General features: G+C 41.8%; 30 protein-coding genes and 1 tRNA gene. 6 read left to right on the forward strand and 25 right to left on the reverse strand.

Annotated elements, in window-relative coordinates; all coding sequences use genetic code 11:
• Positions 1–2: 2 nt before the first annotated feature.
• The 4 genes from comGB to corA form a co-directional block, all read right to left on the reverse strand.
• A complete protein-coding gene (comGB, locus tag NX903_RS11655; protein WP_086344083.1) occupies positions 3–1,040 on the reverse strand; it encodes a comG operon protein ComGB in 1,038 nt (345 codons plus the stop codon).
• Positions 1,027–2,097, reverse strand: coding sequence for a competence protein ComGA (comGA, locus tag NX903_RS11660; RefSeq protein WP_070547533.1), 1,071 nt, complete (start codon positions 2,095–2,097; stop codon positions 1,027–1,029). Before comGA ends, comGB begins: the two co-directional genes overlap by 14 nt.
• 210 nt (positions 2,098–2,307) lie before the next feature.
• Positions 2,308–2,505, reverse strand: coding sequence for a hypothetical protein (locus NX903_RS11665; protein WP_032726162.1), 198 nt, complete (start codon positions 2,503–2,505; stop codon positions 2,308–2,310).
• A 1-nt stretch (position 2,506) separates the two neighbouring features.
• Entirely contained in the window at positions 2,507–3,460 is a 954-nt protein-coding gene (gene corA / locus NX903_RS11670; RefSeq protein WP_072173930.1) for a magnesium transporter CorA, read from the reverse strand.
• A 142-nt stretch (positions 3,461–3,602) separates the two neighbouring features.
• Between corA and NX903_RS11675 the strand changes: the two genes are divergently transcribed.
• Positions 3,603–4,931, forward strand: coding sequence for a hemolysin family protein (locus tag NX903_RS11675; protein ID WP_014480261.1), 1,329 nt, complete (start codon positions 3,603–3,605; stop codon positions 4,929–4,931).
• Between the two features lie 52 nt (positions 4,932–4,983).
• On the opposite strand, the gene rsbRD is transcribed toward NX903_RS11675, so the two are convergent.
• A complete protein-coding gene (rsbRD, locus tag NX903_RS11680) occupies positions 4,984–5,820 on the reverse strand; it encodes an RsbT co-antagonist protein RsbRD (RefSeq protein WP_021480027.1) in 837 nt (278 codons plus the stop codon).
• A gap of 86 nt (positions 5,821–5,906) precedes the next feature.
• On the opposite strand from rsbRD, the gene NX903_RS11685 reads away from it, so the two are divergent.
• Positions 5,907–5,977: transfer RNA gene (locus NX903_RS11685), tRNA-Gln, on the forward strand.
• Between the two features lie 66 nt (positions 5,978–6,043).
• Here the strand turns inward: NX903_RS11685 and mgsR are convergent.
• Positions 6,044–6,424, reverse strand: a complete 381-nt coding sequence (mgsR, locus tag NX903_RS11690; protein WP_003230147.1) for a transcriptional regulator MgsR — start codon at positions 6,422–6,424, stop codon at positions 6,044–6,046.
• A gap of 231 nt (positions 6,425–6,655) precedes the next feature.
• Between mgsR and NX903_RS11695 the strand changes: the two genes are divergently transcribed.
• Entirely contained in the window at positions 6,656–6,901 is a 246-nt protein-coding gene (locus NX903_RS11695) for a DUF2626 domain-containing protein (protein ID WP_003226300.1), read from the forward strand.
• A gap of 39 nt (positions 6,902–6,940) precedes the next feature.
• Here NX903_RS11695 and NX903_RS11700 read toward each other — a convergent pair whose 3' ends face one another.
• Positions 6,941–7,576, reverse strand: a complete 636-nt coding sequence (locus NX903_RS11700; RefSeq protein ID WP_042976503.1) for an MBL fold metallo-hydrolase — start codon at positions 7,574–7,576, stop codon at positions 6,941–6,943.
• A 156-nt stretch (positions 7,577–7,732) separates the two neighbouring features.
• Between NX903_RS11700 and NX903_RS11705 the strand changes: the two genes are divergently transcribed.
• A complete protein-coding gene (locus NX903_RS11705; protein ID WP_003230141.1) occupies positions 7,733–7,906 on the forward strand; it encodes a DUF2759 domain-containing protein in 174 nt (57 codons plus the stop codon).
• A 31-nt stretch (positions 7,907–7,937) separates the two neighbouring features.
• On the opposite strand, the gene NX903_RS11710 is transcribed toward NX903_RS11705, so the two are convergent.
• From NX903_RS11710 to NX903_RS11765, 12 genes are all read right to left on the reverse strand, one after another.
• Positions 7,938–8,252: an MTH1187 family thiamine-binding protein gene (locus NX903_RS11710; RefSeq protein WP_003230139.1), complete on the reverse strand. Its 315-nt coding sequence runs from the start codon at positions 8,250–8,252 to the stop codon at positions 7,938–7,940.
• Between the two features lie 2 nt (positions 8,253–8,254).
• Positions 8,255–9,310 carry a YqgU-like beta propeller domain-containing protein gene (locus NX903_RS11715; protein WP_445662048.1) on the reverse strand — a complete coding sequence of 352 codons (1,056 nt, stop codon included), beginning with the start codon at positions 9,308–9,310 and terminating at the stop codon, positions 8,255–8,257.
• 67 nt (positions 9,311–9,377) lie between these two features.
• Complete coding sequence (locus NX903_RS11720; RefSeq protein ID WP_080332270.1) at positions 9,378–10,508, reverse strand: M14 family metallopeptidase; 1,131 nt, start codon at positions 10,506–10,508, stop codon at positions 9,378–9,380.
• A gap of 82 nt (positions 10,509–10,590) precedes the next feature.
• Positions 10,591–12,507: an LTA synthase family protein gene (locus tag NX903_RS11725; RefSeq protein WP_003230133.1), complete on the reverse strand. Its 1,917-nt coding sequence runs from the start codon at positions 12,505–12,507 to the stop codon at positions 10,591–10,593.
• Positions 12,508–12,623: 116 nt separating this feature from the next.
• The gene (gene glcK, locus NX903_RS11730; RefSeq protein WP_003230132.1) at positions 12,624–13,589 is read right to left on the reverse strand and encodes a glucose kinase GlcK; all 966 of its coding nucleotides are present in this window, start codon (positions 13,587–13,589) and stop codon (positions 12,624–12,626) included.
• Between the two features lie 10 nt (positions 13,590–13,599).
• Positions 13,600–13,815, reverse strand: coding sequence for a YqgQ family protein (locus NX903_RS11735; protein WP_004399107.1), 216 nt, complete (start codon positions 13,813–13,815; stop codon positions 13,600–13,602).
• Positions 13,816–13,924: 109 nt separating this feature from the next.
• Positions 13,925–15,448 (reverse strand): rhomboid protease YqgP, encoded by a 1,524-nt coding sequence (gene yqgP, locus NX903_RS11740; RefSeq protein WP_086344085.1) that lies wholly within the window; start codon positions 15,446–15,448, stop codon positions 13,925–13,927.
• 89 nt (positions 15,449–15,537) lie between these two features.
• Positions 15,538–15,711 carry a hypothetical protein gene (locus NX903_RS11745; protein WP_003230126.1) on the reverse strand — a complete coding sequence of 58 codons (174 nt, stop codon included), beginning with the start codon at positions 15,709–15,711 and terminating at the stop codon, positions 15,538–15,540.
• A 66-nt stretch (positions 15,712–15,777) separates the two neighbouring features.
• Positions 15,778–16,341, reverse strand: a complete 564-nt coding sequence (locus NX903_RS11750; protein WP_029946229.1) for a 5-formyltetrahydrofolate cyclo-ligase — start codon at positions 16,339–16,341, stop codon at positions 15,778–15,780.
• Between the two features lie 85 nt (positions 16,342–16,426).
• Entirely contained in the window at positions 16,427–16,576 is a 150-nt protein-coding gene (rpmG, locus tag NX903_RS11755) for a 50S ribosomal protein L33 (protein ID WP_003153056.1), read from the reverse strand.
• An 83-nt stretch (positions 16,577–16,659) separates the two neighbouring features.
• Positions 16,660–17,739, reverse strand: coding sequence for a glycosyltransferase family 4 protein (locus NX903_RS11760; RefSeq protein WP_086344086.1), 1,080 nt, complete (start codon positions 17,737–17,739; stop codon positions 16,660–16,662).
• Complete coding sequence (locus NX903_RS11765) at positions 17,736–18,206, reverse strand: hypothetical protein (protein WP_086344087.1); 471 nt, start codon at positions 18,204–18,206, stop codon at positions 17,736–17,738. The genes NX903_RS11760 and NX903_RS11765 overlap by 4 nt, the downstream gene beginning before the upstream one ends.
• A 180-nt stretch (positions 18,207–18,386) precedes the next feature.
• On the opposite strand from NX903_RS11765, the gene NX903_RS11770 reads away from it, so the two are divergent.
• Both NX903_RS11770 and NX903_RS11775 read left to right on the forward strand, forming a co-directional pair.
• A complete protein-coding gene (locus tag NX903_RS11770; protein ID WP_086344088.1) occupies positions 18,387–18,740 on the forward strand; it encodes a hypothetical protein in 354 nt (117 codons plus the stop codon).
• Positions 18,737–19,201, forward strand: coding sequence for an endolytic transglycosylase MltG (locus NX903_RS11775; RefSeq protein WP_024571927.1), 465 nt, complete (start codon positions 18,737–18,739; stop codon positions 19,199–19,201). Before NX903_RS11770 ends, NX903_RS11775 begins: the two co-directional genes overlap by 4 nt.
• A 29-nt stretch (positions 19,202–19,230) precedes the next feature.
• Here the strand turns inward: NX903_RS11775 and pstB (NX903_RS11780) are convergent, their stop codons facing one another.
• The 6 genes from pstB (NX903_RS11780) to pbpA form a co-directional block, all read right to left on the reverse strand.
• Positions 19,231–20,013, reverse strand: a complete 783-nt coding sequence (pstB, locus tag NX903_RS11780; RefSeq protein WP_086344089.1) for a phosphate ABC transporter ATP-binding protein PstB — start codon at positions 20,011–20,013, stop codon at positions 19,231–19,233.
• Between the two features lie 10 nt (positions 20,014–20,023).
• Positions 20,024–20,833, reverse strand: coding sequence for a phosphate ABC transporter ATP-binding protein PstB (gene pstB / locus NX903_RS11785; protein ID WP_015384102.1), 810 nt, complete (start codon positions 20,831–20,833; stop codon positions 20,024–20,026).
• A gap of 20 nt (positions 20,834–20,853) precedes the next feature.
• Positions 20,854–21,738, reverse strand: a complete 885-nt coding sequence (pstA, locus tag NX903_RS11790; RefSeq protein WP_086344090.1) for a phosphate ABC transporter permease PstA — start codon at positions 21,736–21,738, stop codon at positions 20,854–20,856.
• Positions 21,738–22,667, reverse strand: a complete 930-nt coding sequence (pstC, locus tag NX903_RS11795; protein WP_015714268.1) for a phosphate ABC transporter permease subunit PstC — start codon at positions 22,665–22,667, stop codon at positions 21,738–21,740. Before pstC ends, pstA begins: the two co-directional genes overlap by 1 nt.
• A 68-nt stretch (positions 22,668–22,735) precedes the next feature.
• Positions 22,736–23,638 (reverse strand): phosphate ABC transporter substrate-binding protein, encoded by a 903-nt coding sequence (locus NX903_RS11800; protein ID WP_086344091.1) that lies wholly within the window; start codon positions 23,636–23,638, stop codon positions 22,736–22,738.
• 154 nt (positions 23,639–23,792) lie between these two features.
• Complete coding sequence (pbpA, locus tag NX903_RS11805; RefSeq protein WP_080529551.1) at positions 23,793–25,943, reverse strand: penicillin-binding protein 2A; 2,151 nt, start codon at positions 25,941–25,943, stop codon at positions 23,793–23,795.
• Between the last annotated feature and the right edge of the window lie 76 nt (positions 25,944–26,019).

A 26,019-nucleotide genomic window follows, 5' to 3' on the forward strand; every position in this document is an offset into this window, starting at 1 on the left:
TTTCACATTTGATTCATCATCTGATACATAGGCACAAGCATAGATAAATACACAAGTAAGATCATCGCTGCAACAAATCCATAAATCATTGGCTGAAGGATGCCTGTCCATTTTTGCGCTTTGTGTTCCAGCCGCTGTAATATGAATTGGCTGTATGTGAAAAGCTCCCGATCCAATCGGCCGCTCAGCTGGCCGTGAGATATGACTTTTGATAAATCAGTTTCATAAAAAGGGCTTCCACAAATAGCGGATTCAATTGACTCACCGGCTTTTAGCCGTTCAATCAATTGTTCAGCCTCGCAGCGGTAGAAAGGGAGAAACGTTTGATGTTTAAATGCATTAAGGCTGTCATAAATTGAGAGGCCTGATTTTAAAAGGCTGCTTAGCTGCAAAGAAAAAAAGTAGCTGTTAAACAGCTTGACAAGCTTTCCAACCAAAGGAATCCTGATACAAATCAGCATTTGCCGGGCAGGTGATTTTTTCTTAAACACAAGCCAATAATAAATCCCGATACCTGCTGTAAAAAGAACAAGCAAAATGATCACAAGATCAATATGCTGAAAAAAAGCAAAAAGCATATCGGTTGAACGTGAGGTTTCCATATTCATCGATTGATAGATACCGGAAAACTGAGGAATGATGATGGACTGTAACATATAAAACATGACAGCGACCGTAAAGATGAGGAAAAGCGGATAGCGCAGCACTCTTTTCAGCTGGTCTGCCTGTGCAATTTTTCGTTCCAGCAGCTCTCCGCTCTGGATCATGGAAGCAGGCAGTTCACCATGTGTTTCAGCAAAATAACAAATACCTACGGCTTCCTTATGAAATGACAAACTCTTTAGTACTTGATAAAACGGAGCCCCTTCCCTCAAACAAGTGACCGTACCAGTCAAGTCAGCCGCCTGCCTCTTATTCATCTGAAGTTCCATCAGGCGTAATCCATCCAGAAGCGTATATCCCCCCGCAGTCATTTCACCGAGCCGCTTTAATAACCTGGCTTGATCCTTTAATGACCAGACTTTTCTAATCTTTTTCATGATAAACCCACCGGTCATAGTTGTTTGTCGTTAAATAGCCGAGCGCAATTCCTTTTCTGATAATTTGACGAAGCGTTTGATATTGGTAATTTGCATGATTTCCTTTTGCCTCCTGGATACATTGCTGAAGATTTTTCCCGTATAGAAGCTCATAAACGCTAGCTCTCCTGGTATTTCGTGACTGTCGGCAATACACTGATGAACATCCGTTTTCACAAAACGGGCAAGCCAAATCAACCAAGCGCTGAGCCGCTATTGCAATGACAGTCTGTTCGATTTCATTCATATTGATACCGAATTCAAGCAGTCTGTAAATGGCGCCCTTTGCGTCTCTCGTATGAAGGCTCGTTAGTACCAGATGTCCCGTCATCGCTGCCCGCACCGCAATTTCAGCTGTTTCCGCGTCTCTGATCTCACCTAAAATAATCATATCGGGATCATGGCGCAAAATTGCTTTCAGACCTGCAGAATAAGTTACACCGGCTTTTTCATTCACCTGAACCTGAAGAACATCTTCGTCCCTTGTTTCAACAGGGTCCTCTAATGTGACAATATTTCGATTAAAGTGTTTTTTTGCATATTGAACGAGAGAGTATAATGTGGTAGTCTTCCCTGAACCAGTCGGCCCGGTAAAAATGAGCATGCCATGGGAATGTTTTAAAAACGAGAGTAATGTGGCTCCTGTCTTCGGAAATAGCGACAATTTATCAATCGAAGGGATATTGTATTGGGGCATCACTCTGATCACGAGGCTTTCTTCATTAATTGTGGGCAGCGTTGACATTCTTAAATGAACATTTCCCTCTTTCAGCTTTAACGTAAGCGAACCGTTTTGCGGCTTTCGCCTTTCACCTATATCCATTGCTGAAAGAAATTTAAAATGTGAAATCAGTCTTACGCACTCTTCTTTTTTCATGTCCCTTTTTTTCAGCAAGGCATGATCGACCCGAAAATGAATGATAGCGTCCCGCTCCCTCGGCACGATGTGAATATCAGAAGCCTTTGTTAGATATGCTTCTTCAATCAAGTTTTTGCTTACATTTTCTATTGAATCCAATTTGATTCCCTCTCCTTTCAATGCGTATTGTAGAAAAAGAAGGAGCGGTAATCAAACAGGGAAAACGTGATTTTGTGAGATGTTATATGCTGAAAAACCAATTCTTTCTGGCAAGAAAAAAACTTTCAACTGAATGTGCCCCTTTCATTATAATTTTCCCAATAATAAAAAAGCAGACATGGTCACCATGCCTGCTTGATTCCATTTTCATTATGCTGTTTTCGCTTTTTGACCAGTATCTTTCTCAACGGAAAGGTCGCCTAATGCAACAATACCGGTCATTTGGTCATTTTCAAGAATCGATAAACTGCGGATTTGATGCTCTGTCATAAGCGCCTTGACATCGTATCCGGTCACCCTGATATGTCTGGTGAAAAAGCGGGGCACGCTGCACAAAATATGAAACATCCTATAGAGTCCGCCTTTTTCGAGGTTTCTTTTTCTTCTTCCGCTCCTGCAGCATATCTCCCGTCCAGCCTTTTTTCCTCAAATAGAGATAGATCAGAACTGTAGATGTGACAATCAATAAGAGAGAAAAGAGATATCCGTATTTCCAATTCAGTTCCGGCATCACTGAAAAGTTCATCCCCCATAAGGCCCCCAGAGCTGTAATCGGCGTAAAAAGCGTCGTGAAAATGGTCAGCGCTTTTACAATTTCATTCCCCCTATGTGAGGTAATGACTTCCTCTGAATGCAGCAGATTGTTAAGCTCCCCTTCAAATTCGCTGATGTATGTAAATCCCCTGTCAATCTTCAGTTGTGTCCGCTGATAATCCTTTTTCTCTTCATTTTGAGGTAAAAAGGTTTCTTTCAACGCCATTTCAATTTTTTTAGCGCTTAGTATCAAATTTTTCCAAATCATCAGTTCATGGCGCAGGAGATGGACGCGGTTTAAAATGCTTTTGCTATTGTCGTCTTTAATCTGCCATCTAAGCTTTCTCAGCTTTACTTCAAATTCATCAACACCGATTAAATACGCATTCATTAGTTCGCCGAGAAGAATTAAAAACCCCTCTATCGCATTGTCCGCTCTTTCCATTTGCCGGACAACTTCTTTTCCTTTAATCCCTCTCAAAATTGAAAAGTCAAAGTTGATTGTAAAAAAATATTGTCTGGTGATATAAAAGTGAAAAACAGTATGATCTTTTTCTTCACCAAGCCCCTGATCATAAACAATCGACCCAAATACCGCTTCATTTTCCGTTTCAGTTGTATCTACTCGTAAAAAATTAACGTGATGGTTATTTTCAAACCACTTTTCACACTGAGGCCAGTGAGAAAAATGGATTAGATCCCTTGCCTTACTTCTTTCTTGAGGCCCCATTTGGTACCAAAACCAATCCTTTCCCGTATGTGCCTTCATGTCAAGCTCCTCCAAACTTTTGTTCTTTATTCTTTAATTTCCCAATAACCGCGTCACTAAACCAGTCTGCCGCTTCAACACATGTTTTATGAGCATTTTCAGGTGGTATGGAATGTAGAAAGACATCGGAAAAGGGAGGTGCATGCCTTCCTTGGAGAAGGCAGTTGTTTTGGAATTTGTCAATTTACTAGCAGTCGCTATTCTCATTTTGTTAACAGGATTTTTTGTTGCCGTAGAATTTTCAATCGTAAAAGTGCGGCGATCCAAAATTGATCAGCTTGTCGCAAAAGGAAAGAAAGGTGCTAAAGCGGCAAAGCATGTCATCACTCACCTTGATGAATATTTATCAGCCTGTCAGCTGGGCATCACAGTCGCAGCCTTAGGACTGGGATGGCTTGGGGAACCGACTGTGCAAACTCTGCTTCGACCGCTTTTTCATAAAGCAGGCTTAAATGAATCGCTTACCCACCTGCTTTCACTCGTCATCGCATTTTTAGCGGTTACGTATTTAAATGTCGTTATCGGGGAGCTGGCGCCAAAGAGTTTCGCCATTCAAAAAGCAGAAAGCATTACCTTGTTGTTCGCTAAACCGCTTATTTGGTTTTATAAGATCATGTTTCCATTCATTTGGCTGTTGAACCACTCTGCCCGATTGATTACAGGAGTGTTTGGACTAAAGCCGGCATCAGAGCACGAGCTGGCATATACAGAGGAAGAACTTCGGGTCCTATTGGCTGAAAGCTATAAAAGCGGCGAGATTAGAAAAAGTGAATTAAAGTACATGAATAATATCTTCACCTTTGATAAACGAATGGCAAAGGAAATTATGGTGCCGCGAAATGAAATGGTCAGTTTGTCACTAGATGAAGACTCCATTTCAAATCTTCAGGAAACAGTCAAGCAAACAAAATATACACGGTACCCAGTTGTAAGAGAGGATAAAGATAACGTTATTGGCGTGATTAATATGAAAGAAGTGCTGTTTTCCATGCTGACGAAAGATTTTTCAATCAAGAAGCATCAAATTGAACCTTTCGTACAGCCCGTTATCCATGTCATTGAGACGATTCCTATTTATAAACTACTGCTGAAAATGCAAAAGGAACGCACTCATATGGCGATCCTCATAGATGAATATGGCGGGACGTCCGGTTTGGTCACTGTCGAGGATATTATCGAGGAAATTGTAGGAGAAATCCGTGATGAATTTGATGCGGATGAAGTGCCTCATATCCGCGAACTTGGAAAGGATCATTACTTGTTAAATGCAAAATTATTAATCAGCGATGTTAACAGCCTGCTTGGAACCGATTTATCAGAGGCTGAAGTAGACACCTTGGGCGGCTGGTTTTTGACACAAAACATAGACGCTGAGCCTGAAAGTACCATAGAATATGATGGCTACTCTTTTAAGGTAAAAGACATCAACAGCCATCACATTTTATTTATAGAAGTTAAAAAAGCTGAATAGCCCGTGAAAGGCTGTTCAGCTGCTATCTTTCAAGATAAACATGGCAAAGGCATCAACACTCTTTTATTTTAAACCCTTTATTGGCCAGGGCTTTAGCAAGACTTTGCTCGGTTTTCACATTCGAAAAATCCAGACCCAGCTTCACGACAGTTTGGGCAATTTCCGGCCTGATTCCTGAAATAATCGTCTCAATGCCGAGCAATTTGGTGCTGTCAATCACTTTAAAAATTTGATAGGCTACCATGGTATCAACGATAGGAACGCCCGAAATATCTAAAAATAAATACGAGAGCTTTAACGCTGAGCACTGCTCCAGCACAGACTCCAAAATCGTCCTCGCTCTGTGCGTATCAATTTCACCGACAAGCGGAAGAATCCCAATTCCATCAGTAATCGGCATAATCGGCGCACTCAATTCATTAATCATTTCTTTTTGCGCGTTTAATTGTATCATGGTCACCTGGTGATATTCTTCCGTAAATACTTCGATGATCTCATCAATGTTTTGATTCAAGATCCGGCTCCACTCATAAAATTCCTGAATGCTGATGTCTTGAGAAGAAGCTTCGCTGAATTTCTGAATCCATTCAAACATGATGTGCCTGAAGGTGTTAAACTGGCCGACACTTTGTGTAACCGTCACTTCATGAACGGCACGGTCTCTGGCGCATTGAAGAGACCACCGGTTGAGCTCATCCTCTACGTCTTCTTTTCTAAGGGATTTTGCTACGATGGTCACCAATAATTCATGCTGGTCTTTTAACTTTTGTTCTAGTTTTTGCTGATCTTTCGCTGAATACAGCCAGCTGCCTTTTGACGTACAAACTTCCAGCCATTGTTGCGTGATATCTTCTTTGTGCTCTGTTAAGTGCTGATCAAGAGCTATCATCTTAATGAGCTCCCTCCTGTTTTTGAAAAATGTACGCTATATATGTATAACGCGTCTGCCTTTACACATACTATGTTTAGATTCAATGGGCTATAGCCAAGCGGTAAGGCAATGGACTTTGACTCCGTGATCGTTGGTTCGAATCCAGCTAGCCCAGTTTCTGAACAGGTGAAAAACCGAAGATAAGCTGATTCGAATAAATCAGCGGATCTTCGGTTTTTCATCATGCAGATTGATGAACCGTTTTCTTCTTCGATAACTTCAACAGTTCTCCCGGGTTATAACCAATCACCAGCTTTTTGTTGTCTACTAGAATCGGGCGTCGCAAAAGCTTCGGCTTCTCGATTAAAAGTTCCAGCACCTCATTTACCGTCATTTCTTCAATGTTTAAATTTAAATTTTTGAAAGTCTGGCTTCTTGTCGCCAAAATTTCATCAATTCCTTCTGTCGTTAACGATAAAATGTACTTTAATTCTTCTCTTGTCGGGGTTTCTCTGAATAAATGCCGTTCGTTAAATTCAATTTGATGTGCTTTAAGCCAATGTTTTGTTTTTCGGCATGACGTGCAGCTTGGATATGAGTAAAAAGTTAATTGTTGTTCCATTCGTTTTTTCCTCCTCAGTTAACCATCTCTTTGTAGAATAACTACCCGGATCATTTTTCATTTAAACCATTTACAGAACTTTTTTCGGATTATTTTTTAAAAAACATTCATACAATAGAAAACACAATCAAAGGGACAAATTCCATTTGTATATTAATAATGAAAATGTTTACATTTCTAGGTGTGATCTATTATAATAACAGTCAGAGGGACTCTCGGGAGGGGATAAAAATGAATCGCATGTTCCGGGTGTTAGGATTTTGGACGGGAATTTTTGCAGTCATGTTTTATTTAGGTGATATGAAAGATGCTTCCCTTTTATTTTTTGGACAGACGATCTTATTCGTGTTTCTATCGTATTTGAACTTAACCGAACGCATGTATATTTATATTTTTGGCGCTTATTTAACAATTTTCTTCGCCGGCTTTACATATTACTCAATTTTTATTATGGTGCCCGGCGGCGGAGGCCATTAAATGCAGAAAGAGACAAACCTTATCGGTTTGTCTCTTTTTTTACAATGAAAACCCATTTAAAAACGGATTTTGGTCCTGCTCAGTCAGTACGTTTGTTTCAGGTCCATGGCCGCTTAACACCAGCGTGTGTTCTGGAAGCGTAAGCAGTTTTTCATGAATGGACGTCAGCAGCGTCTCTTGATCGCCGCCTATTAAATCCGTACGTCCTATACCGCCTTGGAACAAAACATCTCCGGAGATGACCAAGTCTGCATCTTTCACGTAGTAAGACACACTGCCTGGTGAATGTCCCGGCGTAAATAATGTTTCCAAATGAAACGGCCCGATATTCAACTCACCGTCGCCTTCAATTAGATGATCTGCAGGCTTAGCTGTGACTTCTATCCCTCGCAGCATGCCGGAGCCGTTTAAAGAAGCGTCCGTAAGCCAATTTTTTTCATTTTGATGCAGGTAAACAGGGATATCCCATTTTTCTCTCACTTCATCAAGCGCCCCAATATGGTCAAAATGGGCATGTGTAAGCAAAATGGCTAAAGGCGTCAGCCCTTTTTCTTTTATGTATTGATTGATTTTATGTCCCTCGCCGCCCGGATCAAAAATCAGGCATTGATCATCACTGATGAGAAAATATGCGTTCGCTTGAATCGGCCCTACTGGCATTCGTCTCCATTTCACTATTATCACCTCTTTCTTTTTTATGCTCTTATTATGAGGGTTTTTTAAAAAAGATTCAAACAATCGCAATGAAAACGCTATCGACAAACCTATAAAAAACAGGTAGAATAAAACTGGAAAGAATTGCAGGTTTTTCAATGTAAAGGGGGCTGTGTTATGTTACTTGTCGTGATTTTCGGCCTTGTCGCTCTTTTCGCTTTATGGGGAGTCTTGCGTTCTGTTAGAAATAAAAATATACTCGGGTTTTTATTAGCCGGTGCCACCTTATTTGTCTTTGGATGGTTTACCGTGATGACCGTAATAAACAGCGGGTATCCAACCGCACATTAAAACCTGTATCCGATCGGATACAGGTTTATTTTTATGGCTGTAAATGTTTATTGACACTTTCTATTTTGCTCTCAAGCGTCGTTTTTTTGTCACGCCTGTCATCGATACGGATATTCGTTGCCACTCTGTGCAATCCTTTTTGAAATGGCGCTTCGTGAATTGCCTGAATGACTGCAAAAAGGTCACTGAGTTCTCCCTCGATCAGCGTATTCATCGGTGTCAGCTGATATTTGATTTTCCCTTCTGCTTGATATCCTTCTAATATCTTTTGCACATCTGCTACGTAAGCACTGACACTGGGTGTTTCAGTACCGATTGGGATAATGGTTACATCTGCGATAGCCATCGTTATTCCATCTCCTTTTGATCAATGATGAGTTGCTTCGTTTCATGTGATTTCAATAAAATAATTTGCTCAAAATGAAAGCCGTATAACGCATATTTCCCGTTCGGAGATATTTGAATCGGCTCCATTTCCCGCAGAGACACAAGATCTTTTGTCTCTCCCGATGCTACATTGACTGCTGCGAGCTTATATGCATCGCCGCTTTGTTTGAATGTATAAAACAGGCCTCCTGCTTCATCATAGTCATACTCCATTGGAGACAAACTTGTATATTTCGCTTGGAGCGGCCATTTCGCTGTAACAGGTGATGTTGATTGCGGCGTTTTAAACTGATACGTCCCTTTTCCTCCGGAAGCTGATTTGACAGTAAAACTCATTTTATGGAAAGAATCGAAGAATAGAACGTCATCCTCAAGCTTCTGTTTCGTCTTAGAAGCTGTATCGAACGTATATAAAGGCCCTGTTTTATCGTCTCTTCCCTCTTTTACATAATCAAATGTATTTTTGGATGTCCAATGAATGAACGGAACCTGTACCGGGCTTAAGAAAGATTCGTCTTTTTTAGCATTCACCTGATATGTATGGAAATCCCAGTTTTCATTGAATTCCGTCACCATCATTTGATAAGGATCATACTGATTCCAAGCAGCCTCCAGCTCATACGTTTCGTAATCTTTTTCGTAAAGCGTCTCTCCTTCTGCATTAAGCAAAACCACTGCCGTCTTTTGGCTATGTGTGATTTGCAGCAGAATCATCTGCTCCCTCGCATTGATTTGAACATCAACGATTTGACCATCCGTTTGATAGAGCTTTTTCGCTTTGCCTGTAAAGATGCGGTATGCAAAAAGCTCTGTTTTCGTCGGATTAGACGCAGTATATAATATTGTGCTGTTATTCAGCCAGCCTTCCGCACCATCCGCTTTTTCCGCGGAAAGCGGTATGATGTCTTTTTTCTCATCTTTTGCCGCCGATGCCTGTTTTTGCTGCTGATGAGATGGTTCGCATGCCGATAAACTAAACAGCAATACCGCCAGCAGAATAAAACAAACTGATCTCATCAGCATTCCCCTCCGATCATCTTTATTCTCTCATATTTGCTTCGGCAGAAAAAAGAAAAAGTTTCAGTTATTCATAAAAAAATAACGCCCTCCACAAGATGCCGCTTGTTGCGTTATATATGTGTGAAAACTGCTGAAACGGCAAAGGATTTTGGCCTTTTCCAAGTTCCACCGTATACCCTTCCTTAAAATAATGGTGAATAAACCAATCTCGAAATCCAGCATAGCTGTCTATATCCCTTACTCCCTTATAAATGTTCCCGCTTAACTCCTCAAAATCCTTTATGACGGCAGCAGATTCCTCAGGCTCAAGGCCTTTATAGCCCCAATAAATTTCTTCTCCTTGAGTATGAAGAGCCAGCAGTCTGTCAGGCGGATTCTCCGTGATCAGCCGGTACATCGCAATAGATTCCGGCTCCGTAAGCGGAGAGATTCCCGGAAAATCGCGGTAGCTGGGTGCTGTCGGTTTTCGGTATTTTTCAATTTCCCATAATGATGGAAATTGTTTATTTAAATCAACCCCGTTTATATTCGCCTTCCATTCATTAAAATTCGGACGATGTTCATTTAGCCTTTCGAGCTCATCTCTTCTGGCTCCCATGACTTCTGATCCGTTTAAAACAAGATCAACGCCATCCGGATTGACAAGAGGAACGAGGGATAAGGATGTGCTGTTAAACAGCTTCATAGGAGAAAAGCCAAAGAAAGGCGAATTGCAGCATAATGACATACAGTATTCCTTAAACCATTTTAGCAGGACAGACGTTGTAATCCACTCATTCGCATGAAATGACGCGTTCATATGGACCTTTTTTACGGCATGCTCCCCACCAGCCTTCAGCTCCCAGATAGGCCTTCCGAGTACAGAACGGCCAATTTCCCGGCATGAGACAAACGGAAAAACATCAATAATCTTCTTTATTTCCTTTTCAACAGCTGAATCATCATAGATTTTCTCTTGCTCAATCCAGCTATCAGAAAGTTTCAGCTGCCGAGGCTGTAAAAAGCGCTTTATGTCCTGAATGGTTTGAAGCTCTTTGCCGCTATGCTCCTCTATCACATAACCAGGGCAATACAATTGATGTTTTTGTGCGGAGCGATTTGCACTTTTAAGCAATTCCTCGTCTATCTTCAGTTCTTTCGCCACTCTGGCCAAATTGTTCTTGATCTCAGGTTTCACCGTAATAAACGCCATCATCATCCCCCTTTTTTGTTACTATATGACAGCGTATTTAAAAAAAGAAAGCCTCCCGCTCACTTTGACGCGGGAGACATTGTGATTACGATGCCTGATCAAGCATTTGTTTTTCTTTCCGTTTTGACGAATTGTCCAGCCTTTTCTGATCATAAAATCGCAACAAATCCCCATAAATGATTTCATCAGAAAGTGATAGCTCCTGTTTTGCTTTATCAGCAAATGCTTCACATTGTTTTGTCTCTTCTAACGGTTTTCCCGTCTCTTTGTCATAACACGCACCGTCTGTATAAACAACCTGATCTGTGATAAAACTCCCGTCTCGGAGCACCGTAAAGTCCAGTTTTTCGTCTGAAAGCAGATCGTTGCCGAATTGAATTTGATCTTTCGTATCAATCCCTAAAAGATTCATCAGCGTCGGCCTGATATCAATCTGCCCGCCTACTGTTTCAATGGTTTGCGGCTTTTTATCAGTAATACCCGGAATATGAATGACCAGCGGCACTTTTTGGAGCTGTACCTCTTCAAATGGAGTTATTTCTTTTCCTAAAAACTGCCCCATCGCTTCATTATGGTTTTCTGATATACCATAATGGTCACCGTACAATACAATTACAGAGTTGTCGTATAATCCGTCTTCCTTCAGCTTTTCGATAAACCGTTTCAGCGCCTCATCCTGATAACGCACTGTCGGAAAATATTTATTTAGCGTCTGGCTGCTTGAATCATATTCATCAATCAATTGATCCTCTTCATCAAGATCAAAAGGGAAGTGGTTCGTCAGTGTAATCAGCCTCGAGTAAAACGGCTGAGGCAGATTTTTCATCAGCTCTGAAGACTGCTCAAAAAATTCTTTATCCTTAAGTCCCCAGCCGACTGAATTTTCGTCAGTTACATCATACGAGTTAATATCAAAAAACGAATCATATCCAAATGAGTCGTACATTAAATCACGATTCCAAAAGCTCTTATTATTAGCGTGGAGCACCGCTGAATAGTATCCGCTGTTTTTCAAAATTTCAGGAGCGGCCATATATTGATTGCCCGCATTCGTAAAAAACACGGCACCTCGTCCAAGCGGATACAGTGAATTGTCCACGATAAATTCAGAATCCGAGGTTTTCCCCTGGCCTGTTTGGTGGTAAACATTATTAAAGTTGTAGCTCTGTTTTATAAAGTCATTCAGAAAAGGCGTGATTTCTTCTCCATTCAATTTTTCATTAATCACGAAGCTTTGCGTCGATTCTAAGGATACGAGAATGACGTTCCTTCCTTTTGCAGCGCCGAATAAGCGTTTGTTGGCATCCTTCGCATTAGCGGTTACGTAGTTTTCAATTTCCGTCAGGCTGTTGCTGTCTGCCAACGCTCTCTGTGCGGATTGCTTTGACTGAAGAACGCCATCGTAAATATGAAAATTAAACAGGCTAATGTTTTTAACAAGCATTTCTCTGTCAAATGAGCGTGTCAATAGCTGAGGCCTTTCCGCCTCAGACAAGCCCAGGTTGAAGAAATAAACAGAAGCAACGAACAAAAAATAAGCCGCCCGTTCATTTTTCGTTGAGGGAATGTCCGATTGAAAAGCTTTTTGCCGGATGTGAAGCCATATTAAAACCGCAATATCTACAGCTAATAGGAGGTCTGTCGGCTCAAGAAGTGTTCCGATGCTGCTTCCGAGATCACCCATATTGCTCGTTTGAAAAAGAACAGGGATTGTTAAGAAATCATTGTAAAAACGGTAAAAAACCATATTTGCCAGCAATACAAACGTGACAAGACAGCTCATCGCGATAATGTAGCGATTTCTGTTTTTGCCTTTTAAAAACAGGCTGAGGCCAAAAATAAGCAACAAAAAACTCAATGGGTTGATAAACAGAATAAATTCCTGTGTTAGATTGTCGATTTTAATATGAAAACTGGTTTTGTAAACAGCATACGTTTTCAGCCACATCAATAAAATGGCAATCAGCATAAATGAAATCTTCGAAAAAAACGTTTTTCGCATTTCAACCTCCTATGCAGCACGCTCAAAAAAATCAGTCTATTCCCAACATTCTCATTAACACATCAAATTAAATCTTAACCTGAGCACAACAAAAAATCAATTTCATTTACACAATTTTAACAATTTTGATGTTTCAGCCATTCATTTTTAGCGATCCAAGCGCCTCCGATAACGCCGGCATCATTTCCAAGTGCTGCGATTGAAATATCAGCAGCTTGGGCTGCCCGCGGAAACGCGCATTTGCGGAATGTTTTCTCAACTTTTGATCTCAGCAGTTCTCCGGCTCTCGATACGCCGCCGCCAAGAACGATTTTGGACGGATTAAGCGAGCTTGCCAAATTTCCGAGCACCAAACCAAGATGCTTGGCTACATAATCAACCACCTCAAGGGCAATTTCATCATTTTCACCCGCCGCTTCAAACACATCCCGCGCTGACAATTGTTCGGTTGCTTTTAAACGTGTCGTCTTTTTAGCATTTGCTATTTTTTCTTTTGCAATTCTTACAATTCCGGTTGCTGACGCAATTGTTTCGATACAGCCCGTTTTGCCGCAGTTGCAGGGCGCTCCGCCTTCAGGGATGCTGCAAATATGGCCGATTTCTCCGCCGGCGCCATTTATGCCATGTACAATTTCACCATTTGCAATGATGCCGCCGCCAACTCCTGTGCCAAGCGTCACGAGAATGACGTCTTTTGCGCCATCACCCGCTCCCTTCCACATTTCCCCGAGCGCAGCAATATTCGCGTCATTTTCTATAACAGCTGGGATGCCGGTTTCTGTCTCCAGATGGTTTTTCAAAGCATAATTTTTCCACCCTAGATTTACTGTTTCATAAACAACTCCTGCCGCCATATCTACAGGGCCAGGTGCACCCATTCCGATGTATTTGATGATGTGCTTCGGTTTTTGCAGCTCATCCAGCTTGCTGTCGATTGTTTTTGCAATTGTGACAGTAATCGTGTCGCCAGTTTTATCAGTCGGAACTTCCCACTTATGCTGAATTTCGCCATATTGATTAATAAAAGCGAGTTTAATTGTCGTTCCTCCCAGGTCAATGCCTGCAAACCATATCTCGTCCATTTTTATCACCTTAGCCTTTATAAAAATCTCTTCCGTTTTTTGTTTGTTCTAATTCTTTTCGAAGGACAGCTGCCGCTCTGGCCCACTGCTCCTTTTCAATCATGTGGTTCATGTATAATTCCTTTAATTCATCCAGCATAAACTCAATTTCAAGCTCTCTGTCTCCAAAATAAACAATGTGGCCAAACGTTTTTAACAGCTGCTGCACATCATAAAATGTATTCATTTTCCTCACCATTTCTTGAACTTAACTATCATAAGCGTATTCATATGGAAGCGGTCAGTCAAGAAGAAAACGCTGACAAAAAAGCCAGCTTCCTTTCCATATTCCACCTTTATGATTCTTTATTGTTTTCAATTTGCCGCTGCAGCTCCTTGTAGCGCTGCTCCTTCGGCTTCAGTTTCACAGCCGTCTGGATGGCCTTTTCTGCTTGTGCAAGCTCATTTTTTTCCGCATACAATAACGCTAAATTGTAATAGGAAGCATGGTCTTTAGGTTCTTTTTTCACTGCTCGTTCCAAAAGGGAAACCGCCTGATCATATTCGCCGATTTGAATATCAGAAACAGCAAGAATTTTCAAAAGATCGGCAGAGGCATCTTTTTGCGCTGCTTCTCCGTTCAGCAATTCTGTTACTTCTTCATACTTTCCTTCCTGATACAGCTCGCTTGCCTGCTGAATCAGCGCTGACTCCTGGTGTGAAGGCGAATGCAATCCGTAATATAAAAATCCAACAGCCAAAGCAATCAGCAAAACCGCTGACAACAATCTTTTTCCAAAGGCTCCGGCTTTAGGCAACCCCAGTGCTGCTGCAGCGAAAAAGCCGCCAATCAAGCCGCCGATATGTCCTGAATTATCAATATTCGAAACCGCAAAACCAAAGCCCAGATTGATGATAATAATGACAATAATATTGGTTCCTATGGTTCTTAAAAACATTTTTCGATTAGACAAAGCAACATACAGTAATGCGCCTAAGCATCCGAATATGGCTCCTGATGCCCCTGCCGAAGGATACGGGCTGAACACAAAACTCGCAATCGAACCCGTAATGCCAGCAGCCAGATAAATCAGCAAAAATCTCCCCGATCCATACATCCGCTCAACCGCTGTACCAACCGACCATAAAGCCAGCGTATTAAAGGCTAAATGCGCTATGCCGATGTGAAGCACAATCGGTGTCAGAAGCCGCCACCATTCTCCTGCTGCAATCAGGCTGTTTTCCTTTGCTCCAAAAGCGACCAGCGTCTCCGTATTAGTGCTGCCTCCGTTTATTTCGAGCAAGAAAAACATCAGGATCTGAAGCGCAATAAATAAATATGTAAAAATCGGTTTTCCATTTTGAAAAACCGCCGCTTCAGTTTTTCTCTGTTCTTCTTGTTTCAGCACTAGCGAAAGGAAGCGTTCTCGCGCCTTTTGCGCGTCTTCAAACGAAGCGTGTTCCTCTGTACAATCTTCTGTACGAAATGATGGAAAAACCGCTTGAAGATCATCTCGAAGCATCGTTCCTCTAACGATCGCCGGTTCAACTGACACAGTTCCCTTCTCAAAAGTTTTTTTTGCAATCTCTTCCCAGTCATCAACAGGGGCTTCCGTTGAAAAAAACACATTCAGCAGCTTCATCCTTCGTCTGCCCAATTGATGTCTGACTCGTTCTACTCGTTCGGCCTGCTCTTCGATGTCTCTAACCATTTCTTGACGGAAATCAAGATCGTGCTTATAAAGACGAACTAGATTATGAGAGGACTTGTCCGGCGCTTCCAGCCATATTTCATCTGACTCACCGGCTTGTATGACGCCATACCCGTTATTCACCAGGTGCGCCGCAATTTTCCAATATGTATACTCCAGCAAAAACATGTTTACCGCTCCAATAGTTTTTTTTCATTATAACAGCTGGCGCTCCGAAACGCCTACTGAAAGCAAAAAATCCCGTTTTTCACGGGATTTTAGAAAGCTTGTTGTATAAACTTATTGCGGATAAATGGAATTCTTAAAAACAAATGGATAAAAGACCGCCTGATTCCTGGCTGGCTGAGTACAGTATTCATAAGACGGTAGCGATTTTGATAAAACATGACGGCAGAAACAGCGAAAATGGCATATATCAAAAGTTTTTTCATTATATCCCTCCTGCCAATAGGGTTTGTTATTCTGCCTTATTTATTCTCGAATCAGGGACAGGAAAGTTATGAAAAACAAGAAATGATCCGATCCTCTGTTATCAGCTTATGTACCGGGATGTCATGCGGCAGACTGGGTACGTGCGCAAACAACTGGCACTCCAAAAGCAAAGAGACGGTCTTCCCTTCATATGCACTTAAATAGCGATCATAATAGCCGCCTCCAAAGCCGACCCTAAACCCGTTAACATCAAAACAAACACCTGGAACGATCACCAAGTCAATTTGTGATGGGTTTACTTCTTTTGTTTTTTCAATTACCGGCTCGAGCAGTCCGGCGTAAACGGTTTCAAGCTGATCATCAGTCTGATATGTCCGAAATTGCATTTTCTTAGTGTCCGGATGGCATTTTGGGATGCAAACTTGTTTCCCTTCTTCCCAAGCCTGCTCAATGACAGGACGCGTCGGTATCTCTAATCCTCTGGAGATGGTGACCGCAATGGTGCAGGCATTTTGCCACTCCGGCAGAGAAAACAAGTACTTATACATACGTTCCGTTTTTTGAAGCAGATCTTCATTTGATAAAGCAGACAGTGCCTCCAGCGTCTTTTTTCTTAATTGTGATTTCATCTCTCATCCCCCCTCGGAATAGAAAAAAAGCCAGAACCTTTTTCAAAGCTCTGGCTTTTTTCTTACACCTCAAACAGCAAAGCTGTTATTTTGTTTCACGGTGTAACGTAGATTTTTTATCACGTGGGCAATATTTTTTAAATTCAACGCGGTCTGGATTGTTGCGTTTGTTCTTTTTAGAAATATAGTTACGCTCACCACATTCAGTGCAAGCCAAAGTAATATTAACGCGCATTATTTTCCCTCCAAACTAAAATCATTTACTTATTCAGACTTATATATAATACCACTATAATGGACGGAATGCTAGGCTGTTTTTCAATGAATTGCTGAATTATTGAAGATACGCTCATAAAGCTGCAAATATGATGACATAATGAGTCGGGGGTGGTGGAGCTTGAACACTTGTTGTCTGCCAGCTTCTTTTATCCGGCGGGCTTTCTCCCGGTCTTTTAAAAAGCTGTCCAGCAGATCAGCCGCTTCCTGTACGAGCGTAAAATCAGCGATGATTGCCGTTTTGTCATGAACGGCATAATCACAAAAACCACCCGACTGAGAAACGACAGTCAGCACACCTTGTTCCATGCTTTCTTGCGCGGCAAGCCCAAACGGTTCATAAGTACTAGGGAAAACAGCCATTTCACAGTGAGACAGTAACGTTCTGATGTCTTTCCTATTGAGAAACGGCAGGAACATGACGCGATCCTTCAGGTTATATGCCGCAGCCAATTTCTCATAGCAGGACAGAGACGGCCCCTCCCCAGCCAGCACTAGATAGAGGTCTGGCTGACGCTGCTTCAAGATGGCAAACACCTTTAACAGCTGCGAAAATCCTTTTTCCGGAACAAACCTTCCATATGAAAAGAGGAATCTTCTATTCATGCTTCTTGGTATTTTCCCCTTCTCTTCCTCCATAGATGCAGGGCTCGGGATAACGGTTAATTTTTTATGTGACGCCTTATCAAGAGACCGCTTCATAAATGTGCTTAATACGATCAAAGCATCAGCGGACTCTATAAGGAGCCGTTCGGTCTTGAGCCTGTAAGGGTGTGGGGCTTCTCGGCACACCTTCTTCCTTTCTCTTTCAAGACCGTGGATTGTCGCAGCAAGCGGAAGGCCAAGCCGTTGTTTCAAATACTGGGCGGCAGGGGCAGTTGTGTCATCATGGGCATGAATCAGATCAAAGCGTTTATTGTGTGATAACACATGGCGAACCATTGTAAAGTTAGCATCAGCTATGTAATCTTCAAACTTCGCATACGAAAACAGCTGCCCGCTCGGAGTACAAACTGTAATGTTGATATGAGGGTTTAAATAGGAAATGAGGCGGTTTAAATGGACACCGAGCCCGCTTTTCGGCTCATCGGGATGTTCGGGTGAAAGCATGAGAATGTTCACCGTTCTTTTTCCCCTCTCTCATAACAGGTGTATGCAGAAAATTGCGCCTCCCAACTGGTGTGCGCTTCTTCAATCTGAAAACTGTTTATATGACGAATCCCATTTTCATCAAGGTAGATTTCGTCTGTATCGGCAAGCTTGAGAGAGACATTCATTGAATTCACAATTCTGTATTCAGCCCGATATACAGCATCACCAGCCGCCTGTCTAATCGTCCATTCGCCTTTATCATACGTTGTGCGTTTTGTACTGACAGCTTCAATGTCTTTTCTTTTGATGACAATGCGCAATTCTTTTATCATATCCTGCGTTTTTTCGAAAAGGACCGCTTCAGCCAGCCGCATTGTTTCTTCTGAGATTTCCCAGCTTACGGTCAGGGTGTGAGCGTTTTGAATGATCATGTCGAATGTGTCCCTAAAAAAGGAAAGCTTATGTCGTATATTATAGGGAAATGGGTGTTTATCCATGGACTCCTAACAATTCTCCTTTCCAATCGTTCACTTCGTGTTCCTATTAAACCATTACATAAAGAAGAAGCAAAGAAAGATTTCTCGACAAAATCTCGTTTTTTTCGCGAATTCCTTTAGAAACTATTGGTTTTATGGTATAAAAAAGAAGGATAAAAAAAGAATAGAAGGTGATGAAACGTGGAAATTGCTATTATTGCGTTGTTTATCGTCAGTATAGCGCTAATTGCATTCTCATATTCTCAAAGAGACCCGATGAAAGATGTAGAACAGGAGGTCGAAACACTGCAGCTTTCTGCGATGCAGGAAATTTACAAGCTCAAAAAGAAAATGACAGTGCTTGAGGAAGAATTACTGGAAACAAACCTTGTCATTCGCAAATCAAAGCAGAACGACATCAATCAAAAAATCGCTAAACAAATACTTTCTAAATATAATAACGGTATGTCAGCTGAAGCGATTGCTAAAGCTGAGCATGTATCAGTGGAAGACGTGAATACGATTATCAAAGATAATGAGAAGGTGCTCGTATGACAAAACGGGGCATTCAGGCATTTGCTGGCGGCATCATTTTAGCGACAGCCGTTCTTGCAGCTGTTTTTTATCTGACTGACGAAGACCAGGCCGCTGCTGTAAAAGAAAATAAAACAGTAACCGAACAAGACGTGAACAATTATCTTGATTCTAAAAAATTGGTTTCTGTCAACCGTGATGAATATCAAAAACTTCTCGATTCAAAAGAGAAATCCTTAAACAATGACAGCGGCTCAGACACGAAATCAGACAAAGTCAAAACGTACAAGCTCACCATTAAAGACGGCATGAGCACGGCGGATGTATCTGCTATTCTTGAAAAAGAGGGCATTATCTCTTCGGCTCAAGACTTTAATGACTATGTCATTGATGCCGGCTATCACAAAGAAATTCGTGCCGGCGAGTTTAAAGTAAAATCAGACATGAGTTTCAAAAAGATCGTAAAAACGTTAACACGATAAAAAAACAGGCTGACTCAGCCTGTTTTTTTTCATCCAAACTTTCCTGAAATGTAATCGAGCGTTCTTTGGTCCTTCGGGTTAGAGAACATTTTACTCGTATTGTCGCATTCAACAAGCTCGCCCATGTAGAAAAAGGCGGTTTGATCAGAAACCCTTGCTGCCTGCTGCATGTTATGCGTGACAATGACAATTGTGTATTTATTTTTCAGCTCTAGAATGAGTTCTTCAATTTTTCTCGTTGAGATTGGATCTAGTGCAGATGTCGGTTCATCCATCAGCAAAATATCAGGATTGGTCGCAAGTGCTCTGGCGATGCAAAGACGCTGCTGCTGGCCCCCTGACAGCGAAAGAGCGGACGTATGCAATCGATCCTTCACCTCATCCCATAACGCCACGTCTTTTAATGACTTTTCCACAATTTCCTGAAGCTTCTTCTTATTTTTGGTGCCGTGGATTCTCGGTCCGTAAGCCACATTATCAAAAATAGATTGCGGAAACGGATTCCCTTTTTGGAATACCATTCCGATATTTTTTCGCAAATCCACGATGTCCACTTTATCCTTTAAAATGTTGCTGCCATTATAGTTCAGCTCACCTGCAAGCTTTACATTCGGCGTCATTTGAATCATTAAATTCAATGTCTTGATAAAGGTCGATTTCCCACATCCGGATGGCCCGATAATCGCCGTAACCTCATTTTCATAAATGCTCAAATTGATATTTTTTAAAGCATGATGCTGTCCATACCATAAGTTCATTCCATTGACTTGATAGACTTCCTGTTTCATTACAGCTTCGGTAGCAATACTCATTGCCGCCCTCCTATCCGAATTTCCCGTTAATATAATCCTCTGTCTTTTGCTTTTTCGGACTCGTGAAAATCTGTTCGGTCTGTCCGTATTCTACAAGCTCGCCGTTTAAAAAGAATGCCGTCCGGTCAGAAACCCGCAGAGCCTGCTGCATATTGTGCGTGACAATAATAATTGAGTATTCTCTTTTCAATCCTGTAATTAATTCCTCTATTTTTGCATTTGAAATCGGATCAAGCGCTGAAGCTGGTTCATCAAGCAGAAGAACAGCCGGCTTCATCGCAAGCGTTCTCGCGATGCATAAACGCTGCTGCTGGCCGCCGGATAACGAGAGTGCTGATGAATGTAAACGATCCTTCACCTCATCCCAGAGCGCTGCTTTTGTTAAACTTTCTTCCACAATTTCATCTAAAACGGCTTTATTCCGCTCTCCGGCATATTTCAATGCATGTGTGATATTCGCATAGATCGATTTCGGAAATGGATTTGGTTTTTGGAAAACCATTCCGATTTCTCTTCTCAAGCTGACAACGTTAATATTGCCGCCCAATATATTTAATCCTTCATAAAGGATTTCACCTTCCGCTCTTGCAGATGGAATTAAATCATTCATTCGGTTAATATTTCTCAAAAAAGTGGATTTTCCGCATCCCGACGGCCCAATTAAAGCAGTCACCGCATTTTTTTCAATATCCATGTTTACATGATGAACCGCTTGTTTATTTCCGTAAAAAATAGACAGATCTTTGACCTCAAGCACGTGGTTCTGCTTCGGAACAATAACAGCTCGCTCAGGTTTTTCTTTTACCATTTGTTCAGACATGTTTTTCGCCTCTTTCCGTTCTAATTTGCCGTAAGCTTTTTGTAGATCATCGTGCCAAGCCATCTCGCTGCGAGATTAAACACAAGAACAGAAATCACCAGCACGGCAGAACCACCGTTGGCAATCGCTTCAGCATCCGGAATCATTCCTTGTGTATTGACGTTCCAAATGTGGACCGCAAGTGTTTCAGCGGGCCTGAAAATATTAAACGGTGATGTTTCCGAAAACGGGTTCCACTCCGTAAAATTAAGACGCGGTGTTGTCAGGCCTGCCGTAAATAATAATGCGGCCGCTTCCCCGAACACCCTTCCTGACGCTAAAATTGCTCCTGTGATAATAGAAGGAATCGCACTTGGAATTAAAACCGTTTTTACGGTATGCCAGCGTGATACACCTAAAGCGAGAGAGGCTTCCTTCAGATCTTTAGGGACTGAACGGATCGCGTCTTCTGTCACACGCACCATGACAGGAAGGTTAAAAACAGTTAACGCAAGCGCCCCGCCTATGATCGTATATCCCCAGCCTGTTAAGTTGACAAACATCAATAATCCAAACATCCCAATGACAATAGACGGAAGAGATGAAAGCACCTCTATACATGTTCTGATGAAGTCAGTTACTTTGTTATTAGGCGCGTATTCAGCCATGAAGACTCCGCCTCCCACACCGAGCGGGATTGTAATCAGCATTGTAATAAACAAAATATAAAACGAGTTAAACAGCTGATCTCGTATGCCTCCTCCAGCTGCAATGGCGCTCGATTTTGTTGTAATAAATTGAAAACTGAGCTGAGAAACACCGTTTATAATAATATAGGAAAACAAACCTACTAAAATGGCAGCGATAATGGCTGCACACAAACCAAACATTCCGGTCGCCAGTTTATCTGTTATTTTGCGGTTCATTACACTTTCCTCCTAGATGACAAGTAGCGAATAAGCAGGATGAACAGGAATGACATCACCAGAAGCACAAGCCCCATTGACCACAGCGTATTGTTTTCAACACTTCCGTATGTGGTGTGGCCCATATTCAGCGTGATGATCGTTGTCAGCGTTCCCGCAGTGTCAAACAGGCTTTCCGGCAATACTCTTGTATTTCCAATGACCATCTGAACAGCCAAAGCTTCACCGAACGCCCGAGCCATGCCTAACACAACAGCTGTCATTAATGTTGGAAAAGCTGCAGGCACAAGTACTTTTCTGATCGTCTGCCATCTTGTCGCACCAAGCGCGTAAGAACCCTCTCGTAAACTCTTCGGAAGAGAAGCCATTGCATCAGCAGAAATCGATGTGATCGTCGGCAGAATCATGACGGAAAGGACAATCGTTCCCGCCAATAAACTGTGCCCTGTTCCACTCGATTTGAACTGGGCGATAAACGGCACCAATACTGTAAGACCTATGAATCCATAAACAACAGATGGAATACCGACTAAAAGCTCAATCACCGGCTGCAGCACTTTCTTTCCCCAATTCGGGGCAATCTCTGTCATAAAAATCGCACCTGCAATGCCAAGCGGCGCAGCGATTAGAGCAGAAAGAATCGTTACTGCAAATGAGCCAAAAATAAATGGCAGCACTCCGTATTTCGGATCAGTATCTGTAGGATTCCAATTTAAGCTCGTTAAGAATTCAATTGGGCTTACACCATTTACAAGAAAAGATTGCAGCCCCTTCACGCCGAGGAAAATGGTGATCGCAACAGATGCCGCAATCATAATCAGCGCACATGCTGTCACAATCATTCTTCCCCGAACTTCATCCAATTGCCGATTTTGCCTTGAGCTGATTAAACGCTCGCTCACAGACATATTTTCTCTATTGTTTATCATTGTTTTACACTCCTATGAATGTGTTAAGAGGAGAAACGGTTGTCCCCGCACTCCTCTTTTTATTAAGATCAGCTTTGCTTCCCGTTGGCATCGCGTGTCACTTTCATATCAGTAACCGGAATGTAGCCTTGGTCAGTAACAATGCTTTTTTGAATGTCTTCACTCTTTAGATAATCAAGAAATTCTTTAGCTAAACCTGTCGCTTCACCTTTTGTATAAGAATGCTGATAAGCCCAGATCGGATACTCGCCAGTTGCTACATGTTTCGCTTCAGGTTTAACACCGTCAATAGATAGAGCAGTTACTTTATCATCTGTTAAATATGAGAATGCAAGATATCCAATCGCTCCCGGAGTATCAGCAATGATTTTTTTCACCGTGTTGGAGGAATCTTCAGTAATGCCTTCTGCAGGTTCTTCTCCGTCAAGCGCATATTTTACAAATGTAGCACGTGTGCCAGAAGAATCAGGACGGTTTACAAGTGTAATCTTTTGGTCTTTGCCGCCGAGCTCTTTCCAGTTTTTAATTTTTCCAGTGAAGATTTTTTTCAATTCATCTTTTGAAATATCCTTCACACCAGCATCAGGGTTTACAGCTGCTGCCATACCAACTACAGCGACTTGATGATCGACAAGCGCTTTTGCATCGATGCCTTCTTTTTCTTCAGCAAAAACGTCTGAATTCCCGATCTGAACAGCTCCTTCAGAGACTTGAGAAAGCCCTGTTCCAGAACCGCCAGCTTGTACCTGTATATCAGCATCAGGGTTTTCTTCCATAAATTTTTCCGCGGCTGCAAGTACTAGTGGCTGCATTGCCGATGAACCAGAAATGGTTAAAGAACCTGATGCCTTTTCTTCTCCTTTTGCAGAATCGCTATTCGATTTTTTACTTTCTCCTGCATTTCCGCATGCAGCTGCAATCATCATAAAAGCAGCCATCAGAAGCATAAGCATCAATTTGTTTTTTTTCATTTCCTGAATTCCCCCTGCGTATAATGTGTAATTTGTCCTACACGTATAGAGTAAAGGTTCTATGTAAAAAGGGTTTGAACCGAATGTTAAGGTTTTGTAAATCAATGCGTTTTTTTGTATAAAAAAAACGCCCACATCATGTGAGCGTTTCTTTTTAGTTATCAGAAGACGTTGTGTTTTCTGCATTTTCTTCAATTTTGTCTTTATTCTTTTGCTGAGTATCTTCTTTGTCCTGCTTCGATTTCAGCTCAAAATATTTATCCATTACTTCCCTGCCGATTTCGTTTGTAATGGTATATTTAGCGCTGTAATCAATATAAGCCCAAGGGACTACTACAGAGATCGCAATCTCAGGATTATCAGCCGGTGCATAGGCAACAAGTGTCGTATTATAAGTCGCTGTTCCTGTTTTTGATTTATCAGGTCCATCATAGAACGATTGTGCTGTTCCTGTTTTACCAGCAGGCTGATATGACGCTGAAGCAAATTGGCTGGCAGCTGTCCCTTTTGTCATTACCCGTCTGAATCCGGCCTGAACCTCTTTAATGTATTCACTCTTCATGTCGATTTTATTCAGCACTTCCGGCTGAACGGATTGTACGACAGCACCGATCCCTCTTTTAGCATCAGGTTCTCTGACTTCCTTTACAAGCTGAGGCTTTAAGCGATATCCGCCGTTTGCAATCGTTGATACGTATTGCGCAAGTTCCAGCGGTGTATACGTGTCGTATTGCCCGATCGCATAGTCAAGCAAGAATCCCGTCAATCTGTCTGTTCCTTTATAGCCTGTCATTTCATTCGGAAGATCAATTCCAGTTTTGACACCCAGTCCAAATTGGCTGAAGTAATTACGGAACGTATCAAAGGCCGTCGTATCAATCGGTAAAGCTTGGTGCGGTTTATATTCACCTTTTCCGAGCGCGATCGCTGTTTTGAACATAAATACGTTGGAAGACTGCTCTAAGGCTCTTTGAATGTTAACAGGTCCTAAAGTAGTCCAGGATTTTTTACCATTTTTATCCTGACCGATATACAATGGTTCATCCTGAAAAACTGTATTCAGGTTGATGGCACCGGTTTGAAGGCCTGTCAAGACTGTTGCGCCTTTGACCGCTGATCCCATGGCATAAGATGACGTCATTGTACCTAAAGCGTAATCATCAATTTTATATTTCCCATTTTCTTGTTTAATCTGCTTGCCCGCCATTGAAAGCACTTCACCGTTTCTTGGGTCCATCATCACAACGAATGCCCGGTCTAACAATTGCGTGCTTGGTCTTGCTTTAGCAGATTTGAGGTTCTTCTCAATGATTTTTTCCACTTCTTTTTGCAAATCAATGTCAATCGTAAGCACGAGATCTTTACCGGCTTTGCCTTCAGATACCGTTTTTGTTCCCGTGACATTGCCGTTTGAATCTGTGATATTTTCGACTTTGGCTTTTTGGCCCTGCAGAAGGCTTTCATATTGGTATTCCAAATAGCTTTTTCCGACCCTGTCATTACGGCTGTAGCCAAGCGACAGGTAATGCTCGAGCAAGTTGGAAGGCAATCCTTCATTAGAGCTGGAAACACTTCCGAGCACTGAGCGAAGAAGGTTTTTATACGGATACTCACGTTCCCAATCGGACGTGACATCAACACCTGGCAGTTCGTCTAAATGTTCACTTACCACTGCCATTTCCTTCGCTGATACATCTTCGTTTTTGATATATTGAGGGGTCAATGCATAGCCCGAATCCATCTGTCTTTTGATAGCGAGGATCTGCATATCTTTATCCGTCAATTCATTCAACTGCTTATCAGTAATCCGTTTTAGCTGAAGCTGGTATAAATCGTCATCGGATATTTTTTTGTCTTCAACCTGCTGTCTTTCTTTAGAGCTAATGAGCTTTTTTGCTTCTTTCGGTCTAGTCAAAATCCAATAATCTTTTTTATCCCGTTCTGTTACTTTTTTTGTATCGACTTTGATCATGTCAGACAGCTTTTTTGCGATCTTTAAGCGCTGTTCTTGCGTGGTCGATTTAGATCTCGTGTATGTGATTGCATTTAAAGCCTTATTTGTCACAATGGCATTAAAGTTTCGATCATAAATTTTCCCGCGTGGTACCGCTGAGCTGACTTCACTTTGTTCCTGCTTATTCGCTTGGTTTTTGTAATCATCGCCTTGCACGATCTGCTTGATGCCCAGTTCCACAATAATCCAGGTAAATATAACAAAGGCAGCTAAAAATAAAATATTCAGCCGGATCGGAAGCGACTTCTTTTTCTCTTTATGATTTTGCTTTTTTGGTTTATTTCTCCTCATAACATCACCTTTTCTATTTACAGAAAGAAAAGACACTCAAGTAAGAGTGCCAGTTTTCATTTTAAAGGTTTTTTCG

The organism is Bacillus sp. FSL R5-0576 (assembly GCF_038004765.1).
GTDB classification, from domain to species: Bacteria; Bacillota; Bacilli; order Bacillales; family Bacillaceae; genus Bacillus; species Bacillus subtilis.

Excerpts from the sequence above, each read along its gene's own strand:
- NX903_RS11715 (WP_445662048.1), bottom strand. The coding sequence starts at position 9,310 with ATGAGATCAGTTTGTTTTATTCTGCTGGCGGTATTGCTGTTTAGTTTA.
- comGB (WP_086344083.1), bottom strand. The coding sequence starts at position 1,040 with ATGAAAAAGATTAGAAAAGTCTGGTCATTAAAGGATCAAGCCAGGTTA.
- pstA (WP_086344090.1), bottom strand. The coding sequence starts at position 21,738 with ATGAACCGCAAAATAACAGATAAACTGGCGACCGGAATGTTTGGTTTG.
- NX903_RS11705 (WP_003230141.1), top strand. The coding sequence starts at position 7,733 with ATGTTACTTGTCGTGATTTTCGGCCTTGTCGCTCTTTTCGCTTTATGG.
- NX903_RS11800 (WP_086344091.1), bottom strand. The coding sequence starts at position 23,638 with ATGAAAAAAAACAAATTGATGCTTATGCTTCTGATGGCTGCTTTTATG.
- NX903_RS11675 (WP_014480261.1), top strand. The coding sequence starts at position 3,603 with ATGCCTTCCTTGGAGAAGGCAGTTGTTTTGGAATTTGTCAATTTACTA.
- glcK (WP_003230132.1), bottom strand. The coding sequence starts at position 13,589 with ATGGACGAGATATGGTTTGCAGGCATTGACCTGGGAGGAACGACAATT.
- NX903_RS11720 (WP_080332270.1), bottom strand. The coding sequence starts at position 10,508 with ATGATGGCGTTTATTACGGTGAAACCTGAGATCAAGAACAATTTGGCC.
- mgsR (WP_003230147.1), bottom strand. The coding sequence starts at position 6,424 with ATGGAACAACAATTAACTTTTTACTCATATCCAAGCTGCACGTCATGC.
- NX903_RS11775 (WP_024571927.1), top strand. The coding sequence starts at position 18,737 with ATGACAAAACGGGGCATTCAGGCATTTGCTGGCGGCATCATTTTAGCG.
- NX903_RS11765 (WP_086344087.1), bottom strand. The coding sequence starts at position 18,206 with ATGGATAAACACCCATTTCCCTATAATATACGACATAAGCTTTCCTTT.
- NX903_RS11665 (WP_032726162.1), bottom strand. The coding sequence starts at position 2,505 with ATGTTTCATATTTTGTGCAGCGTGCCCCGCTTTTTCACCAGACATATC.
- NX903_RS11735 (WP_004399107.1), bottom strand. The coding sequence starts at position 13,815 with ATGAATACATTTTATGATGTGCAGCAGCTGTTAAAAACGTTTGGCCAC.
- NX903_RS11745 (WP_003230126.1), bottom strand. The coding sequence starts at position 15,711 with ATGAAAAAACTTTTGATATATGCCATTTTCGCTGTTTCTGCCGTCATG.
- NX903_RS11710 (WP_003230139.1), bottom strand. The coding sequence starts at position 8,252 with ATGGCTATCGCAGATGTAACCATTATCCCAATCGGTACTGAAACACCC.
- corA (WP_072173930.1), bottom strand. The coding sequence starts at position 3,460 with ATGAAGGCACATACGGGAAAGGATTGGTTTTGGTACCAAATGGGGCCT.
- NX903_RS11695 (WP_003226300.1), top strand. The coding sequence starts at position 6,656 with ATGAATCGCATGTTCCGGGTGTTAGGATTTTGGACGGGAATTTTTGCA.
- pstC (WP_015714268.1), bottom strand. The coding sequence starts at position 22,667 with ATGATAAACAATAGAGAAAATATGTCTGTGAGCGAGCGTTTAATCAGC.
- yqgP (WP_086344085.1), bottom strand. The coding sequence starts at position 15,448 with ATGTTTTTGCTGGAGTATACATATTGGAAAATTGCGGCGCACCTGGTG.
- rpmG (WP_003153056.1), bottom strand. The coding sequence starts at position 16,576 with ATGCGCGTTAATATTACTTTGGCTTGCACTGAATGTGGTGAGCGTAAC.
- NX903_RS11725 (WP_003230133.1), bottom strand. The coding sequence starts at position 12,507 with ATGCGAAAAACGTTTTTTTCGAAGATTTCATTTATGCTGATTGCCATT.
- pbpA (WP_080529551.1), bottom strand. The coding sequence starts at position 25,943 with ATGAGGAGAAATAAACCAAAAAAGCAAAATCATAAAGAGAAAAAGAAG.
- pstB (WP_086344089.1), bottom strand. The coding sequence starts at position 20,013 with ATGAGTATTGCTACCGAAGCTGTAATGAAACAGGAAGTCTATCAAGTC.
- rsbRD (WP_021480027.1), bottom strand. The coding sequence starts at position 5,820 with ATGATAGCTCTTGATCAGCACTTAACAGAGCACAAAGAAGATATCACG.
- NX903_RS11750 (WP_029946229.1), bottom strand. The coding sequence starts at position 16,341 with ATGAAATCACAATTAAGAAAAAAGACGCTGGAGGCACTGTCTGCTTTA.
- pstB (WP_015384102.1), bottom strand. The coding sequence starts at position 20,833 with ATGTCTGAACAAATGGTAAAAGAAAAACCTGAGCGAGCTGTTATTGTT.